This window comes from Bacillus sp. FSL M7-0791, assembly GCF_038627085.1.
GTDB lineage: Bacteria > Bacillota > Bacilli > Bacillales > Bacillaceae > Bacillus > Bacillus safensis.
Genome location: NZ_CP152022.1, coordinates 808,331 through 825,192 on the forward strand (window position 1 = coordinate 808,331; position 16,862 = coordinate 825,192).

Below are 16,862 nucleotides of genomic sequence, written 5' to 3' on the forward strand. Positions count from 1 at the left end.
CATTCCAGTATAAATATAAAAATTCACATTTAATCTTTTCACGATCCTCTCACTATTCCCCATTTCTATAGACCCCAATCCATTTACTCAATCCACTACTCATGATGACCTTACAAGCTCATGATTGATCAACTCATTTTATTCATAGGGTCTTAAGGTGCAATTTTTAGAAAATATTGATCAGAAGCGGGGTGATTGATCTGACAGTATACTAATGATTTTTTTATCGTTGTTGAAAATTAATTTTAGAAAAGGGTGGATGTATTGAAAAGAATATTGTCGCTGGCACTCATTACAGTGCTAGTCATACAGTCTAGTATATTAGGAGTCTTGCCTTTAGCAGGGGCACAAGCAAAAGAAATTCAAGAAAACATTTATGGGGATATTGAATTTGCTGATAGCGAAGGCAATAAGTTATCAAGCATGGAAGATCAGCAAGTAAGAAAGGCCACTGTGCATTGGTCTATAAAAGGAATTGATCTAAAAAAACAATATCCGTATGTTCTCACTCTTCCTTCAGCCATCCAGGTAGAGAAGGAGCAGAAGGAACCCATTACTGTGGGTAACATACTTGTTGGCGAGTATACCGTTTCAAAACAAAATGAAGTGACGGTGAAATTTAAAGAAGATGTTGAGATCGATCCAAATTTAGAAGGATCAATTGACATCGATGTCACCAGTATAACTCAGCAAGAAGAGAAAACAAAGCAAAATAAGGGTGAAGAAAGCCTTCCAAAAGATGACTCAATCTCATCTGAGAAAGATAAAGCTTCTAACAATCAAGAAGCCGCTCAAACGAAACAAAACGATGAAGATGAATTACTAAAAAACAAAGTGAGCGTATCTAAGCGTGCAGGGCTGCAAAGTGTTTCAAAACAAACGCTGATACAAGAAAATCTCCTCACTGATGCGAAATTAATCTTTGAAGATCAGGAAGGAAATTCAGTTGAGAAACCTGATATCAACTCGCTGATTTCCATTAACTATGAGTGGGCCATCCCGAACGGTCATAGCTATAATGGCGGGGATGAATTCCATTTCAAGGTTCCAGAGGAATTAGTGATTTATGAAAAAATCGATCGTCTTGAGATGAAGTTTAATCAGGCAACCATTGGTTATTTTTCTGTAGATGAGAGCGGAAATGCCTCCATCGAATTCACTGATTTTATTAAACAATATTCAAATATTCATGGAACACTTCAAGTGTGGACGCAATTAGATAAAAAAACTGTCATTACTGAAGAAAAAGAAGTGGTCATTACCCCGATTGAAGGAAAGGATAAAATATCAATCCCGATTCAATACATTCCAAATGGCCCAAACGTCTCTAAAAAGGGAGAACCAAATCGATCTTACAATGCTGAAACCATTCAATGGACAGTAGATTTTAATATGGATTTAGAAGATGTGAAACAAGCGAAACTGTTAGATCCGATTCAAGAAGGTCAAGCGTTGAAAAAAGATTCAATTAAGCTTTATCGTATTGATACAAAGCTAAATGGAGAAACATCGATTGGTCAGCTGCTTGACGAAAACCACTACACAATTGGCCAAACAGCAGATGGTCAAGATTTCACGATTGAATTTAAAGATGACGTTCATCTAGCTTACCGTTTAATGTATGAAACGGATATTACGAATCAGGATCAATCTGCATTTCGTAATAAAGCATCCCTTGTTTCTGGTGATAAAGTGATCAGTTCAGCAGAAGGAACAGTGAATGTGACAAGAGGCAGTCCTTTAAATAAAAAAGCCGCGCACTACGACCCAGTCACACAAACAATTACATGGGAAATTCGTTATAACTATAACGAAAAAAAGATTGCTCAAAAGGACGCTTTGTTAGAAGACTTCTTTAACGGCACACAGGCGCTGATATCTGATTCCATTCAAGTCAAAGAAGTCACAATTGATCAAAATGGCAACGAAGCTGGAACAAAAGCGTTTGAAAATTATGTGGTTCAACCTCAAAAAAAGGATGAACAAAACGGGTTTACCTTGCAATTCAATCAAGATATTCAATCAGCTTATCTCATCACCTATCAAACAAAAGCAACCGAGCGAATTTTTGAAGCTGAAGAGATTATCAATACGGTAACAGCTGGCAAAGAGAGCAAACAAGGGAAGCAAAGAATTGACCAGCAAATCCTAACGAAAAATCATGGAACACCGAATTACAAGACCAAGACCATTCCATGGCGTATCACCTTCAACAAAGATCAACAAACGATGAACAATGTGATATTAAAAGATACGTTTACAAACGAAGGATTGACGCTGCAAAAAGATAGTTTAAAAGTGACGACAGGTAATACAGTGCTTGAAGAAGGCACAGATTATCAAATCGTTGAACATGCAAATGGATTTGATATTCAATTTACGAAAGAAATAAAGACAGAACATACCGTCACATATACAACGTCTTTTGATTATGAAAAAAGAGCAGATAAAGATCAAAAGAACTTGCGTAATCATGTGAAGCTCGAATGGGTAAATGAAGATGGCAAAGATTTGACGAAGGAAAATCAATCTGTCTTCACGCCTGACACATACACGCAGTCAAATGGCTTCAAGAACGGAACTTATGATGCAAAGAAAAAAGAGATCACATGGAATATCGGTGTGAACTATAACTTGAAACATCTAGAAGAGGCGAAAATCGAGGATTTCATTCAAGGAAACCAGCGTTTGCTTAAAGATTCAATCATCGTCTATTCGCTTGATTTACAAGGCGGGGAAAATGGAGCAGAAGAAAAAGAGGTATTAGCGAAAGAACATTATGACATCAAATTCCTTGAAAATGAAAAGGGAGAAACAGGCTTCGAAGTGATTTTCAAAAAAGCCATTGATTCTCCATACAAAATCACGTATCAAACAAGTGTTGAAGGAATGGATTTAGTACAGAAAACCTACGATAATAAAGCGACCCTTTATGATGGGCAGACAAAAGAATCTGATGTGAATGCAGTGGTGTCCATTCCAAATGGGGGGAAATACACGAGCAAATCAGGAAATCAACAAGGAAAAGTCATTGATTGGAAACTGAATATCAACTTTGGTCAATCAACAGTTCAAGATGCGACGATTATAGACCATCCAAGCAGTAACCAAGCCATAATAGAAAACTCATTTCATCTCTATTCGACGACAATAGATGAAAAGGGGCAAGTGACAAAAGCAGAAGAGCTGGAAAAAGGGAAGGATTATGAGCTAGACCTTGAATTTGATCCAGATTCTTTTCAAATTAAATTTAAAGAAGAAATCACAAGGCCATATATTTTAGAATACCAATCTCTCATTTTAGATAAAGTGGGAAGTACACTTCAAAACGAAGTAACGTTTAGAGGTGAAAATGTAAAAGAAATCAAAAAGGAATCCGAAGCCTCAATTGTGGTCAAACGCACCGCTGGCATGGGAGATGGCACAGGATCGATTGGTGCTTTAACCGTTAAAAAGGTAGATGCGAGTAGTGGAAAAGCGCTAAAAGGAGCAAGTTTTTCTCTGACAGATGCTGCGAGCGGTATCGTCATTGGTACAAAGACAACAGATGAAGAAGGAGCTCTTCGATTTAATCGTCTTCTGTATGGTGATTATATCGTGACAGAAGAGAAAGCACCTGATGGTTATATTAAAACCAAGGAACCGATCCATGTCACGATTGATCAGCCTTACGAATCAGGAGATCAAGCGAAAACAGGAAATAGCATGACGGTGCAGAACCAAGAAATCCGCCAGCATGTCAAGTTAACGAAAAAAGACAAAGAGACGGGTGCAGCATTAGAGAATGCAGAATTTGAACTGAAAAATGAATCTGGAGAGACCGTCCAAACCGATTTGAAAACGGACGAAAAAGGAGAAATCCTTTTCAAACATCTTGAGCCAGGTTCCTATTATTTTGTGGAGACAAACGCACCGAAAGGCTATCAATTAAATCAGCAAAAATGGCCGTTCACCATTAAAGAAAATCAAACAGAAACAACGACTGTCACCGCAGTAAATGACATCATCAAAGGATCTGCAGAATTGAGCAAAATAGGTGAAGGCGGAGAGAGACTAGAAGGTGCACAGTTCAAGCTCTTAGATCAAGACGGGCATGAGTTAAAAGATTCGCTTGTCACAGGAGAAAATGGCAAGATCACGATAAACGAACTAAGGCCAGGTACGTATCAGCTCATTGAAACAAAAGCACCAGATGGTTATGTATTAGATGAAACGCCAATCAAATTTGAAGTACCACTTGATCCAAAGGAACCAGTCGTCATTTCGCAAAAGAACCTATATGAAACAAGTGCATTAGAAGTGTTAAAAGAAGGGGAAGATGGCAAGAAACTTCAAGGTGTTCGATTTGAAGTCTTGGATCAATATGACAAAGTTGTGCGTAAAGATTTGACAACAGATGAAGATGGGAAGATTTTGGTCGACAACCTCAAACCGGGCAAATATCAGCTCGTGGAGACAGAGAGTGTTGATGGTTACCAAAAGAATAATAAACCTTATCCTTTTACCATCGAAATCGCACAAAAAACACCAGCAGAGATCAAAGTGATCAATGATCTCAAAACTGGATCTGTTCAGCTCACGAAGCTCGGTGAAAAGGATGATGTGCTTGAAAGAGCAGAATTTAAGCTTGTAGATGCAAATGGAAAAGAGATAAAAACAGGTCTCGTCACTGATCAGAACGGGAAGATCATCGTCAACGATCTGAAACCTGGAACCTATCAGTTTGTTGAAACGAAGGCTCCATTCGGTCATGAGCTTGATGAAACACCTGTCACTTTTGCTATTCCATTTAACCCTGAGAAGCTGGTTAGTGTGACAAAAGAAAATAGCCGCACTACAGGCGGAGTGCTGCTGCACAAAAAAGGCGAAGATGGGAAATCATTAGAAGGAGTTGTCTTTGACCTATCTGATGATAAAGGAAAGATAGTGGCAGGAGGAGAAGGAATCACAACCAATCAGGATGGAAAGATCACCTTCGCAGGGCTAAAACCTGGAACCTATCAATTTGTTGAAAGAAAGAGTCTTGAAGGCTATGAATTGAGTGCGAAACCACTTGTCTTTCAAGTTGAATTAGGTCAAAAAGAGTTGATTCAAGTGGAGGCAATCAATCAGCTCAAGAAAGGTTCTGTTGAACTCACAAAAATAGGAGAAGAAAAAGAAAGATTGAAAGGCGCAGAATTTACCCTTTTCAATGACGATGGTAAAGAATTGATGTCAGGTTTAACAACCAACGAGAAAGGCATCATCACTGTCAACGATTTGAAACCAGGCGCTTACCAATTGGTTGAAACGAAGGCTCCTTTTGGACATAAACTAGATGCAGAACCAGTAGACTTTAAGATTGATTTCAATCCAAAACAACTGGTGAAAGTGACAAAAGAAAATATTCGGACGACAAGTGCTGTGCAGCTTCAGAAAAAAGGAGAAGATGGTCAGTTACTCAATGGAGTGACCTTCGATCTGCTTGATGAGCACGATCAACGTATAAAGAAAGACTTAAAGACAGACAAAAATGGTCAACTAACAGTCGATCAACTGAAGCTAGGCACCTATCAATTTGTCGAAACAGCAAGCATTGCCGGCTATGAATTGGATCAGACACCTGTCTCATTTACGATTCGTTTAGGTCAAGACAAACCAGCAAAAGTAGAAATGATCAACAAACTGACGCCGGGAGCAGTGGAACTGACCAAAATCGATGATGAGGGACATCCGCTGGAAAATGCAGAGTTTGCTCTTCTGAGTAAAGAAGGAAAAACGTTGAAGAAATCACTTGTAACGGATCAAAAAGGAAAGCTTCACATCAACGATCTAAAACCGGGAGAATATCAATTCGTTGAAACGAAAGCACCTCATGGTTATGAATTGGATAATAAGCCGATCCTGTTCACAATTGAGAAAAATCAGCAGAAGCCGCTTCAATTAACAGCGAAGAATCACTTGATCTTAGGAAGTCTGCGTATTATAAAGGTAGACCAGCAGACAGATAGAACCTTAAAAGGGGCAGCCTTTGACATTCGTACAAAAGCCGGGAAAACCATAAAATCTGTGACCACAGGAAAAGACGGAGAAGCGATTGTCAAAGGGCTTAAACCTGGAGAGTATATACTCACAGAGACGAAAGCACCAGATGGTTATGTAGCTTTAAAGAAGCCGCTCGCTTTTACAATTCAAATGGGCGAAGTGGAGATCAAGACAATGATTGTAAAAAATGCACCAGTGAAGAATGAAGAGGAACACACGAATCCTCCAGCCTCAGATAAAGGGGATCAGCATCCGCCTCATGACTCAAACGGTGAGCTGCCAAAGACTGGAGAAGAATGGCTGCGTTACTTGATGTATGCAGGGATTTTACTAGTAGTGTCTGGAACTGTTCTTCTTGTTATCAGAAGAAGAACCATTCAGTAAAAGGAAGGAACGAGTGTATTGATGAAAAAAAGAACCTTATTAGGCAGCTTTTTGGTGGTCACGGGGCTGATGCTCATCTCCGTTCCTTTTCTATATGAGTGGCGAACTTCTCAAGAGACAGCAGCAATGGAGCAGGCATTAAAGATGATTGAAGAAAATGACAGTGATGCCCTTTCTTCTATTCCACATTTAACTGTGTCAGAAGAAGACCTGCGAGATGTGATGGAGCTAGAGATCCCGTCAATTGATTTAAACGAAAAAGTGCTTCCTGTTACATCAAAAGAAAATTTAGGTATAGCACTGACTCAAATTAAATCTCATCAAATGCCAGGTGAAGGGAATTTCACGATTGCAGGGCATAGAGGGTATAGAGGCGATCGTCTTTTCCGTCAGCTGCCAGAGGTGCCTAAAGGAGAAAAAGTTGTCTTACATCATCAAGCTGAAACATACGAATATAAAATTGTCAGCTCAGCTACGATAGACCCGGCGGATGTGGATGTACTAAAGGATCGTGGGAAAAATGAACTGACATTGATCACTTGTACACTTGATGGTCAAAAACGATTTGTCTTAAAAGGAATACGAATCAACGCTTCAAAGGGTGAGCAGCCATCGGATGTATAACATCAACATAATAAATGATGGATGCAATGGAAAAGCAGTGCTCACGACCGATATGTTACACCAATTGTTATCAGAGCATTATCCAACTTTAAAAAACGAACGTTGGGAAGTTGATGTAGATACAATTCGGTCTTCGCCTATTCTTCACCCTTTATTAAAAAGAAAGCTGCCAATTGGTATTGAAAAATTCACCTGTGTTTTGTTCACGCAGCAGACAGCAGCTTTTGGAGAGCCTTTGATTGTGTACTTTTTATTGGATGAGAAAGGCGAATCGATTTACGCAATGGATCTCTTGCTCGAGCAGCAAGACACCCATTAAACGAGAAATAAAAAAGGATTAACGGGTTCGATTTTAAGGTGGGTAAATAAAATCAGTCATATCATGAGGACTCTAATTCGTATATGAATTAGAGTTCTTTTATTTGTTTATATATAGTCGTTTTACTAACTTTATAATCTACTAAGAAGTCCGCTTCCTAGCAGATAGTCTCCAATGACTGCTTCATATTTTAGATGATAAAGATTTTATAAAATGGATTGAAAACAGAGGTCATAATCACGATTGGCGACCAAAGAAGATCATCTAGTTTTTATCCCTTTCCCTGTTTCTTCAGAAGAAATATCAGAAAGTGCTAAAGATAATCATGTGTTGACTCCAAAATACTGATAAAATTTATTTAGATTATTCCTTAATTATAGGTATGGAGGTAAAAGCATGCGAAAAGAAGACCCCCAATATATTTTTCGTAATGATGCACGACCAGAAGTTGTTCATGATTTAGCCGATGTAGATGAAAATTCCACTGAGTTGTTAATCACAGGAAAAACAAAAAATATTGAAAGATTGGAATCTTTTTCTAACCTGATGAAATTGTGGATTTACAAAGTGAACCAAAAGGATTTCAATACGATCTTGAGCTTAGTTAATCCAAAAATGCTCTTTGTGCATGAACTGAGAGTAGAAGATTTATCAATCATCAGTTCTCTTAAAGATGTTGAAGTATTGGCACTAGAATGGAATACAAAGGCACATAGTTTATGGGATTTATCAAAAAACACGTTTTTAAAATCTTTATCCATAACAGATTTTTCAAAGTTGAATGACATAGCCCCTTTGCAAAAAAACACTGGTTTAGAATTGTTACAATTGTCAGGCGGGATTTGGAATACATTAAATATACATACTCTTCAACCTTTAAGATACCTCAAGAATTTAAAATATCTATGCTTATCAAATATAAAAGTGAAGGACGAGTCTTTGGAGCCGATATCGGAATTAGAGGGACTCAAGGAACTTGAAATTTCGAACCAATTCCCGACAGAAGAATATGCCAGGTTATCCGTCACCCTCCCAAATACGAAGTGTGATCGTTTTGCGCCATACATCTTTTTATCAAGTCCTATTGTAGATAAAGATGTGATGGTGATTGGAAAGCGAAAACCGAAATTAAATTCAAAAGTTGATGGGGAAAAGTTGCAAAAATACGAAGAACAATTTAAAGCGTACCAAGAAAAGTATATAAATTAACTGAAAAAGCAATGGAAAATTAATTCCATTGCTTTTTCTTTCTTGTTATTCAATCAAGCAAACAACTTCAGCCCAACCACTCCAATGACAATCAGCAGCAAGCTGAGTATACGAATCATGTTTTTTGGCTCTTTAAATAGAATCATATTAAACAAGACAGAGCCCGCCGTTCCAAGTCCAATCCAGACCGTATAGGCAACAGATACTTGAACGGAAGAAAACGAGGCGTATAAAAACAAAAAGGATAAGGCAAACCCGCCAACAAATAAAATGCCTGTCGTGATTTGCTTTTTCTTACTAAACATATTGAGGCCAATGGTTCCGCCGATTTCGCAGGCAGAGGCCAACAGTACAAAAAACCAGCCCATTTATACCGCTTCTCCTTTCTGCTCATGGGCATCTCCATCAGACACTTTCAGTCCAATAATCCCGAGAATTAAAATGCCCATAAATAAGAGCTTTTCTAATGAAAACGAACCGCCGAACAGCGCATAATCCATCAAAGATGTCCCTATCGTTCCAACTCCGGCAAACACGGCGTACACGGTCCCTGTCGGCAGCTTCTCGCAGGCTTTCATTAAAAAGTAAAAATCAACTGGGATCAGGCAGATAATGATCGCCCATTCCCACACAGCATCAGCCCTATTTAAACCAAACACCCAAAGTAATTCGAATAAACAAGTGAGTGCAACATACATCCAGCTTTTTTTCATTGTATTTCCTCCTAAAAACTTAAAAATGACGATTCGTCATTTTGAAACCGAAAAAGAGCGTACAGCAAGTGCTGTACTCAGATTGTCGACAAAGGGCTAAAATGATCTTTATTTTAGCCCTTTGTCTTCTTTTCAGCGTATAGAAAACCTTGAAGTCTAGGAAAGACGGCTACTTTTGCGGAGCGAATTTGACATTCGTGAGCACCAGCGCGCAGGACTGACAAAGAATGCGAGGGTTTGTCTACACGCTGCGTACAGCAAGTGCTGTACTAAGTTAAGGTGTCTCTATGCCAAGTGCGTAAAGAAGAAATTGCTTCACCTCTCGCTTTTGAATCAGAACCTCTTCTGTATCTGTTTCCGTAAATAAGTACATTTGCTCAGCAGACGATTCGAGTAAACCGATAATGAATTTCGCCGCGTAATGACAGTTCAAATTCGCACGGACTCGTTTGTCCTGCTTTGCTTTTTCTAGAAAAGCAGCGACCCATTTGTAAATCGGCTCATAAATATCTTCCCATTCCTTTAAATGCTCGGTGGCGGCTAAGCCTGAATAGGTGAGGGCAAGGACATCACGGTATTGCCTTGTAAAAGCGAAAATGAATTCAACAAGCGCATCTGCTTGATCGAGGACATCTGCATGCTGAGTGAATTCCTTTTCGATCGCAGGGACCATTTGAGCGATCAGATGTTCAGCGATCGCAGGCATGACGGAAAGCTTTGAAGGAAAATATAAATAAAACGTTCCTTGTGCTACTCCTGCTGCTTTCACAATATCCGAAATGGTCGTCTTTTCAATGCCTTTTTCTTTAAACGCATCAATCGCAGCAAGCATAATCTTTTCTCGTTTCGACATATCATCACCGACCTTAAATGACTGAATGTCATTCAGTTTAGCGAGAAAATGACGATTTGTCAATATGGTTTTCTCTTCATTGAATGTGAGAATAAGTGATGAATAGATGCGGGCAAGCCTGAATAAGCTGTAAATATGGTCAAGCATCATCATGTGAGAAAGGGGCAGCTCTCAGTATGACATCCAGTGCTATGTTTTCCATTGCTTATTTTCTCCTGCTCGTCCCGCTCTATTTACATATGAGGTACAGACAGGCAAAAAAGCACAATCGTTTTATTTATTTACGGACAGAATTGGTCCTTGCCAGTCTGTTTATTTATACGAATGTTTTATTATATTTGACGGTCTTTCCAAATCGTTTTTCCGCCCCAAGGGATCAGGTGAGTGTCAACCTCATGCCGTTGCAGTCCATTTATCAAAATCTTCACGCCTACCATCACGGCTATCCAAATCTTGTCTTTTTAAACTTAGCAGGCAACATATTGTTATTTGTACCACTCGGGTTTTTTCTATATCAAGCCTTTCGAACCATGCGCTGGCAAAAGGCGGTTCTTGGGGGCTTTCTCCTGTCAACCATGATCGAATTGCTCCAATGGATGTTCTCTCAATCTGGTATCATTACAAGAAGCAGTGATATTGATGATATTCTCTTAAATACACTTGGCACAGCGCTAGGCTGTATCGTGTATCAGATTTATCGAAAAAGGAAGGAGAAAATCAAGTGAAGCGAGTTTGTATCATTCCATGTGGCGCGAAGAAAATTTGGGATGTCGATCCAGAAGCAGGGAGCCAGCCAGCGAACCATGTCTATTTAAGTCCTCTGCATCAGCGTACGAAAAGCTATGCTCAAACGTTCTTTTCAGACTGGATGATCTTATCAGCAAAGCACGGGTTCTTAAAGGCAGATGATATCATACATGAAAATTATGATGTGGCTTTTGGTACACCGCATGCTAAGCAGATCACACGAGAAGAACTGAGCCAGCAATTTCATCAAAAAAATCTTTTCGCATATGATGAACTGGTGGTACTAGGTGGAAAGAAATATCGAAAAGTGATCGACCCTTTATTACAGCCTCATCAAAAAGCAAATTATCCGCTGGCTCCATATAAAGGAATTGGCTACATGCTTCAGGCGTTACATCAAGCAGTGGAATCAAAAATAGAACTTCCGCCGCATATTTAACACATTCACATCTACCGGTAAGCAGGGTTTTGATCTTTAAAAAGAGAATAATTGAAATAGCGATGCTGATTGTTTCATATCTTTTCAGCAGCCACTAGCATACTTGTATGCTTGGGTAAATTGGCTCAATGAAAAAGGGAGGCGTATGAACATGACAACCATCTATTTAGCTGGTGATTCGACCGTTTCATCTTATCCAGATCGTCCTGTTCAAGGAGGATGGGGAGAGTTTTTACACCGCTATACAGCGCAAGGGGTGAACGTCGAGAATCGTGCCATTGGTGGAAGAAGCTCAAAAACATTCATTGAAGAAGGACGCCTTGATGACATATTGGTTGACATTCAGCCAGGAGACTGGCTTTTCACGCAAATGGGGCACAATGATGCTTCCAAGGAAAAGCCTGAGCGGCATACAGATCCTTTCACAACGTATAAAAGCTACCTGTCTCAATATATTCATGGAGCAAGAGCAAAAGGGGCAACACCACTTTTATTAACGCCAGTCGGCCGTTTTCATGAAAAAGACGGAGAATTTATCAATGATTTTCCTGATTACTGTGCCGCTATGAAAGAATTAGCCGATGAAGAAGAAGTTCTTCTCGTCGATTTAAATACCGCAAGCCTTCAGTTTTATCAAATTTCCGGCATAGAGAAAACGACCTCTTATTTTATGCTGTCAACAGGAATTGAGGATCGCACGCACTTTACAAAAGAAGGCGCAGATGCGATTGCAAGACTTGTTTCTCTTGAATTAAAAGACCTTGGTTTAACCATTGTGTGATGGATGACAGGACGAGTGAGCGCTCGTCCTGTTCTTTTTTGCAGAAAGCTATTGATTCCCCTCACTAGAGTAGACTACAATAGATACATATGATAATGAGAATCAATATCACTGATAAATAGATCATTCGATGGAAAACTGGAGGGACTCAAATGACAGAGCAGCTTGAATTGTTTGACGTCACCATTATTGGCGGCGGGCCAGCAGGCATGTACACCGCCTTTTATAGTGGGATGCGGGACTTAAAGACGAAGGTACTTGAGTACAACGAAAGCCTTGGCGGAAAAATCCTTCTCTATCCTGAAAAGGTCATTTGGGATGTCGGCGGTTTGCCGCCAACAAGAGGAGAACAGCTGATACAGCAGCTGGAAACACAGGCGAAAACATTTGAACCAGAGATTGCACTGAATCAAAAAATCACGTCATTTGAGCGAGATGAACATAATCACATCATACTGACGGCTGAAAATGGTGATCGTCATTTGACAAAGACCCTCATATTAGCGATGGGTCACGGCATTCCAGTTCAGCGGAAACTTGAAATCGAGCATGCAGACCGCTATGAAGTGACAAACCTTTATTACACTGTCCAGGAGCTCAAGACATTTGCAGGGAAGCGGGTTGTGATTTCTGGAGGCGGCGACTCAGCGGTTGACTGGGCCAATGCCCTTGCACCGATTGCTGAAAGTGTCACCGTCGTGCATCGCCGTGACATGTTTGGCGGACATGAGAAAAACGTCGCCAACATGAAGGCAACTTGCAAACGAATTTTAACCCCGCATGAACTAACAGAGCTGCATGGTCAAGGCGACAAAATTGCTGCGGTCACCATTCAAAACATAGAGACAGGTGAAAAAGAACGAATCGAAACAGATGCTGTGATTGTCAATCACGGGATGAAAGGCGATTTAAGCGTGCTATCAGAATGGGGCCTCAAGCAAGGTGAATGGGGACTGATCGAGGTCAATGAAAAAATGGAAACCAATTTACCGGGCGTCTATGCGGTAGGCGACTTGTGTACACATAAAAGCAAGGTTCGCTTAATTGCCGGCACGTTTGTTGATGGAGTCAATGCACTGAATAGCGCAAAGCTTTACATCGAACCAGAAGCTGAAAAAGTGGCATACGTTTCCTCTCATAATGAACGCTTTAAAGAGAAAAACAAAGAATTACAAACAGCTGGAGCTCGTTAAATCATTCAAATAACATAGCAAAGTGCTGCCCGTATGTGGCAGCACTTTTTATATGGGTCCATTAATTGCGAGGCGCAAATAACATCACACTGACTCCAGCCAAACAGATCAAAGCACCCATCCAGTCATATAGATCAGGTGTTTTTCGATCGACCCACCAGCCCCAAAACACAGCAAGAATGACAAAAACACCGCCATAGGCAGCATAAACCCGTCCGAAAGTCGGGAACTGCTGAAATGTTGGAATGATGCCATATACAACCAAGATGAGGCTGCCGGCGATCCCGAAGCTGACAGGTTTTGCTTCACGCAGCCAAAGCCATACCAAATAGCCGCCGCCAATTTCTGCTAAACCTGCTAATAAAAAAAGAACAATCGTCACCATCATATACGGACACTCCAATTTCTCCAATTTACACCCTATTATGACATGAGGAAAGAATGCGTTCTACCTCAATTGAATGGATAGGAGCGAAGGGGAACATTTCGGCAAATGAAACGTAGTACATATGAAGGTGAAACACATGAAAACATCCATAGAAAAAGACCTATTTCTCTTATCAGTCAGACACGCATGTATTGCCATTTATTTTCTTGTGATCCCATTTGTAGTCCCAATTTTTTATCACCCATCTCCTTTATCGAGTGCGCTTATTGCACTTTTTATAACTCATAACTTAGCAGAAAGTATCATTTGGTTCTACAAATCGAGAAAGATTAGAAAGCACCAGTCTGGCGATCTATCAAAACGCGGGCATGTCTTTAGCCAGCTCGTGCAAAGAGTTGAACAGCTCCTTATCCTCAGTTTTGTCATTGTATTGATCAATGAATGGATACAAGGAAGGGCGGATCTATCTACACTCTCATTCACTCTTTTTCTATTGATCATCGTTTTTCTACAGCACGTCCAGTTTTACTACGTTCAGCTATTTTTTAAATCCAACAGCTGGTTCACTTATGTTCCTTCTTTGCAAAAAGCACGTCCTTCCTACATGGCGAGGGAGCGAAAGGCCCTGAAAAGGTTATAAATGTGCCATCACTCGTTTGATCCAGCCATAAACATCAGAAAATTATGATAAAATGTGGAAAGAAAGAATAGAGAAAGGGAGTGCGAGCGAGTGAAAGCAGTTGGACTATTGGAGTATTTGCCGATTGAGCATGAGCAAAGCCTGATGGATCAGGAGGTCGAAAAGCCTAAGGCGTCTGGAAGGGATGTACTCGTGAAGATAGAGGCTGTGTCCGTGAATCCAGTTGATACAAAGGTGAGATCACCGAAGGATCAGAAGGAAGAAAAACTGAAAATTCTTGGCTTCGATGCAAGCGGTACGGTTGTTGAAGTGGGCGAAGCGTGTACATTGTTTCAGCCAGGTGATCACGTATACTATGCGGGAGATATTACGCGTCAAGGGTCGAATAGTGAATATCAGCTTGTGGATGAACGTATTGTGGCGAAAAAGCCTGCCAATCTGTCCTTTGCAGAAGCAGCCGCGATGCCCCTTACAACAATTACGGCTTATGAGGCTTTATTTGACCGGATGCATATGAAGCGGAATGCTGAAGGTTCAACCTTGCTGATCATTGGTGGTGCAGGCGGTGTTGGGTCTATCGCCATTCAACTAGCCAAATTAGCGAAGGCAAACGTGATCGCTACCGCATCAAGACCAGAAACAAAAGAGTGGTGTCTGTCATTAGGTGCCGATCATATCATTGATCATCACCAGCCGCTTTTAGCGCAGCTCGAGGAAAAAGGAATCGGCGAAGTGGATTTTATTTTATGCTTAAATGATACAGATGGACATTTCAAAGGCATGGCAGAAGCGATAAAACCGCAAGGCACGATCTGTACCATTGTCGAAAACGAACACAACCTAGACATTCAATTACTCAAAAATAAAAGTGCGGCATTTGTATGGGAATTCATGTTCACACGCCCTATGTATGAAACAGCGGACATGATCAAACAGCATGAGCTTTTGACAGAGGCGGGTGAGTTATTTGAGCAGGGAAAAATAACGCATACCTTAACAAAGGTTCTCAGTCCGATCAATGCTGCTAACTTAAAGCAGGCACATCAAACGCTTGAGCAAGGAAAGATGATTGGAAAATTTGTACTTGAAGGATTTGAGAGAGGAGAGAGCGTATGACGTCATTACAATATCCGATTGGCTTATATGAACCGGTTGAAACAAAAACGAAAGCACAGCTTGAAGCATGGATTGATGAGCTGGCTGCAATCCCCGAAGAGTATGAAGCGGTGACCGCACCGCTGACAGATGCTCAGCTTGATACACCTTATCGGCCGGGAGGATGGACTGTTCGTCAGCTCATTCACCACGTAGCAGACAGCCATCTAAATGCATACTTACGATTCAAGCTTGCTCTCACAGAAGATACACCTGACATACGTCCATATGATCAGGAGGGATTTGCCTCACTTCCTGACAGCAAGGCGCCCATCAGTTTATCCCAGCCTTTGATCAGCAGTTTGCATCGCAGGTGGGTCACTTTACTGCGGGGAATGTCAGAGGATGACTTCAACGCTTCTTATTATCATCCATCCGATCAACAAACGGTATCCTTATATGATGCAGCAGGAATGTACGTCTGGCATTCAAAGCATCACCTTGCCCATATCACGGAATTAATCAAAAGAAATCAGTGGAATTAAAGGAGTAAACGCATGTCTGGAAGAAGAATTGTCGGCGCCATGTTTATCTGTATGGCGGCATTGTTTTATATAGCGAAATATGCTCTTTTGGAGATACGCTATAGTAACAGCTTAGGCTCAGAAAGAACGATTGAGGAACTTGAACAGCTGATTCCTGGCGGTACGTGGATCATCATTTTTTTCCTCATCATTGGCTTAGCCTATCTTTTATGGGATGACAGGGAAGTCATTCGTAAAAATCTTTTCACACCAGATCGACAAGTAGAAGAAACAAAAAAGACGGACAACAAGTGACCGTCTTTTTCCCTTTTCATGTTTAGCCGCGTTCAGGACGCAGTGCTTTTTCTAAGATAGCAAGGCCTTCATTGACTTTTTCTTTTTCCTCGTCATTGAGCCGCTGCAGGGAATTTTTGATTTTTTCGTGTCCTTTTTGATAAATACTTCTGAAAATATTTTTCGCTTCCTCTGTCAGTTCTACGACAATGATTCTCCGGTCACGCTCAGAGTGCTTTCGCACGACAAAGTTAGACTGTTCTAACCGGTCAAGCAGACCTGTCATATTGGACAAAGAAGCGCCCATTTTTTCAGCGATTTCGGATACTTTGAGAGAGCCATGGTTATTGAGCAGCATGAGCACCTTCATTTGAGGCATACTCATATCAAGCTTCATCCATTCAGAAACATCTCCAAGACCTGCAGCTGTGAGCACTTTCATATAAAGAACCCATGTCTTTTTTTCTTCTGGAGATAGAATCTCTTCTTTTAATACGGTGGTGTCATGAATATTATATTCCACGCTTGTTCACTTCCTTTAAGCGGCTCTTTTTCTTTATATTACTGATTTTTACTTCTAATTGAAAGGTTCGTCAAGCTTTTGAATGTTAAACTGCATGAATCAAGTGGTATTT

At 40.5% G+C, this 16,862-nt stretch carries 17 protein-coding genes; 12 read left to right on the forward strand and 5 right to left on the reverse strand.

The annotated features are described in order from the left end of the window. The first annotated feature begins 255 nt into the window (after positions 1-255). From MHI08_RS03980 to MHI08_RS03995, 4 genes are all read left to right on the forward strand, one after another. Positions 256-6,408 (forward strand): SpaA isopeptide-forming pilin-related protein, encoded by a 6,153-nt coding sequence (locus MHI08_RS03980; RefSeq protein ID WP_342500025.1) that lies wholly within the window; start codon positions 256-258, stop codon positions 6,406-6,408. 21 nt (positions 6,409-6,429) lie between these two features. After that, positions 6,430-7,032, forward strand: coding sequence for a sortase (locus MHI08_RS03985; protein ID WP_286098990.1), 603 nt, complete (start codon positions 6,430-6,432; stop codon positions 7,030-7,032). Next, a complete protein-coding gene (locus tag MHI08_RS03990) occupies positions 7,025-7,351 on the forward strand; it encodes a hypothetical protein (RefSeq protein WP_286098991.1) in 327 nt (108 codons plus the stop codon). Before MHI08_RS03985 ends, MHI08_RS03990 begins: the two co-directional genes overlap by 8 nt. Before the next feature lie 396 nt (positions 7,352-7,747). Further along, complete coding sequence (locus MHI08_RS03995) at positions 7,748-8,560, forward strand: leucine-rich repeat domain-containing protein (protein WP_286098992.1); 813 nt, start codon at positions 7,748-7,750, stop codon at positions 8,558-8,560. Positions 8,561-8,613: 53 nt separating this feature from the next. On the opposite strand, the gene MHI08_RS04000 is transcribed toward MHI08_RS03995, so the two are convergent. The 3 genes from MHI08_RS04000 to MHI08_RS04010 all read right to left on the reverse strand — a co-directional run bounded on the left by MHI08_RS04000 (position 8,614) and on the right by MHI08_RS04010 (position 10,126). Further along, on the reverse strand, positions 8,614-8,928 hold the full coding sequence (locus tag MHI08_RS04000; RefSeq protein ID WP_003217878.1) for a multidrug efflux SMR transporter: 315 nt from the start codon (positions 8,926-8,928) through the stop codon (positions 8,614-8,616). Beyond that, positions 8,929-9,273 (reverse strand): SMR family transporter, encoded by a 345-nt coding sequence (locus MHI08_RS04005; RefSeq protein WP_003217798.1) that lies wholly within the window; start codon positions 9,271-9,273, stop codon positions 8,929-8,931. It lies immediately after the preceding gene. Positions 9,274-9,547: 274 nt separating this feature from the next. Beyond that, a complete protein-coding gene (locus MHI08_RS04010; RefSeq protein ID WP_039183028.1) occupies positions 9,548-10,126 on the reverse strand; it encodes a TetR family transcriptional regulator in 579 nt (192 codons plus the stop codon). 176 nt (positions 10,127-10,302) lie between these two features. Here MHI08_RS04010 and MHI08_RS04015 point away from each other — a divergent pair, with 176 nt between their 5' ends. From MHI08_RS04015 to MHI08_RS04030, 4 genes are all read left to right on the forward strand, one after another. Beyond that, a complete protein-coding gene (locus MHI08_RS04015) occupies positions 10,303-10,851 on the forward strand; it encodes a VanZ family protein (protein ID WP_342500026.1) in 549 nt (182 codons plus the stop codon). After that, positions 10,848-11,312, forward strand: a complete 465-nt coding sequence (locus MHI08_RS04020) for a DUF6884 domain-containing protein (RefSeq protein ID WP_103132720.1) — start codon at positions 10,848-10,850, stop codon at positions 11,310-11,312. Before MHI08_RS04015 ends, MHI08_RS04020 begins: the two co-directional genes overlap by 4 nt. 151 nt (positions 11,313-11,463) lie before the next feature. Beyond that, entirely contained in the window at positions 11,464-12,093 is a 630-nt protein-coding gene (locus MHI08_RS04025; protein WP_342500027.1) for a rhamnogalacturonan acetylesterase, read from the forward strand. A gap of 152 nt (positions 12,094-12,245) precedes the next feature. Continuing rightward, entirely contained in the window at positions 12,246-13,286 is a 1,041-nt protein-coding gene (locus MHI08_RS04030) for an NAD(P)/FAD-dependent oxidoreductase (RefSeq protein ID WP_073204376.1), read from the forward strand. Positions 13,287-13,347: 61 nt separating this feature from the next. Here MHI08_RS04030 and MHI08_RS04035 read toward each other — a convergent pair whose 3' ends face one another. After that, positions 13,348-13,674, reverse strand: a complete 327-nt coding sequence (locus MHI08_RS04035) for a YnfA family protein (protein ID WP_103132717.1) — start codon at positions 13,672-13,674, stop codon at positions 13,348-13,350. A gap of 136 nt (positions 13,675-13,810) precedes the next feature. Between MHI08_RS04035 and MHI08_RS04040 the strand changes: the two genes are divergently transcribed. The 4 genes from MHI08_RS04040 to MHI08_RS04055 all read left to right on the forward strand — a co-directional run bounded on the left by MHI08_RS04040 (position 13,811) and on the right by MHI08_RS04055 (position 16,248). Next, positions 13,811-14,314 (forward strand): hypothetical protein, encoded by a 504-nt coding sequence (locus tag MHI08_RS04040; RefSeq protein WP_342500028.1) that lies wholly within the window; start codon positions 13,811-13,813, stop codon positions 14,312-14,314. A 90-nt stretch (positions 14,315-14,404) separates the two neighbouring features. Continuing rightward, a complete protein-coding gene (locus MHI08_RS04045) occupies positions 14,405-15,430 on the forward strand; it encodes a zinc-binding alcohol dehydrogenase family protein (RefSeq protein WP_056767781.1) in 1,026 nt (341 codons plus the stop codon). Beyond that, the gene (locus MHI08_RS04050; protein ID WP_056767784.1) at positions 15,427-15,954 is read left to right on the forward strand and encodes a YfiT family bacillithiol transferase; all 528 of its coding nucleotides are present in this window, start codon (positions 15,427-15,429) and stop codon (positions 15,952-15,954) included. The genes MHI08_RS04045 and MHI08_RS04050 overlap by 4 nt, the downstream gene beginning before the upstream one ends. A gap of 12 nt (positions 15,955-15,966) precedes the next feature. After that, on the forward strand, positions 15,967-16,248 hold the full coding sequence (locus tag MHI08_RS04055) for a hypothetical protein (RefSeq protein WP_056767788.1): 282 nt from the start codon (positions 15,967-15,969) through the stop codon (positions 16,246-16,248). Positions 16,249-16,270: 22 nt separating this feature from the next. On the opposite strand, the gene MHI08_RS04060 is transcribed toward MHI08_RS04055, so the two are convergent. Then, a complete protein-coding gene (locus tag MHI08_RS04060) occupies positions 16,271-16,750 on the reverse strand; it encodes a MarR family transcriptional regulator (RefSeq protein ID WP_024425228.1) in 480 nt (159 codons plus the stop codon). Between the last annotated feature and the right edge of the window lie 112 nt (positions 16,751-16,862).

Excerpts from the sequence above, each read along its gene's own strand:
- MHI08_RS03985 (WP_286098990.1), top strand. The coding sequence starts at position 6,430 with ATGAAAAAAAGAACCTTATTAGGCAGCTTTTTGGTGGTCACGGGGCTG.
- MHI08_RS03990 (WP_286098991.1), top strand. The coding sequence starts at position 7,025 with ATGTATAACATCAACATAATAAATGATGGATGCAATGGAAAAGCAGTG.
- MHI08_RS03995 (WP_286098992.1), top strand. The coding sequence starts at position 7,748 with ATGCGAAAAGAAGACCCCCAATATATTTTTCGTAATGATGCACGACCA.
- MHI08_RS04000 (WP_003217878.1), bottom strand. The coding sequence starts at position 8,928 with ATGGGCTGGTTTTTTGTACTGTTGGCCTCTGCCTGCGAAATCGGCGGA.
- MHI08_RS04005 (WP_003217798.1), bottom strand. The coding sequence starts at position 9,273 with ATGAAAAAAAGCTGGATGTATGTTGCACTCACTTGTTTATTCGAATTA.
- MHI08_RS04010 (WP_039183028.1), bottom strand. The coding sequence starts at position 10,126 with ATGTCGAAACGAGAAAAGATTATGCTTGCTGCGATTGATGCGTTTAAA.
- MHI08_RS04015 (WP_342500026.1), top strand. The coding sequence starts at position 10,303 with ATGACATCCAGTGCTATGTTTTCCATTGCTTATTTTCTCCTGCTCGTC.
- MHI08_RS04025 (WP_342500027.1), top strand. The coding sequence starts at position 11,464 with ATGACAACCATCTATTTAGCTGGTGATTCGACCGTTTCATCTTATCCA.
- MHI08_RS04030 (WP_073204376.1), top strand. The coding sequence starts at position 12,246 with ATGACAGAGCAGCTTGAATTGTTTGACGTCACCATTATTGGCGGCGGG.
- MHI08_RS04035 (WP_103132717.1), bottom strand. The coding sequence starts at position 13,674 with ATGATGGTGACGATTGTTCTTTTTTTATTAGCAGGTTTAGCAGAAATT.
- MHI08_RS04040 (WP_342500028.1), top strand. The coding sequence starts at position 13,811 with ATGAAAACATCCATAGAAAAAGACCTATTTCTCTTATCAGTCAGACAC.
- MHI08_RS04050 (WP_056767784.1), top strand. The coding sequence starts at position 15,427 with ATGACGTCATTACAATATCCGATTGGCTTATATGAACCGGTTGAAACA.
- MHI08_RS04055 (WP_056767788.1), top strand. The coding sequence starts at position 15,967 with ATGTCTGGAAGAAGAATTGTCGGCGCCATGTTTATCTGTATGGCGGCA.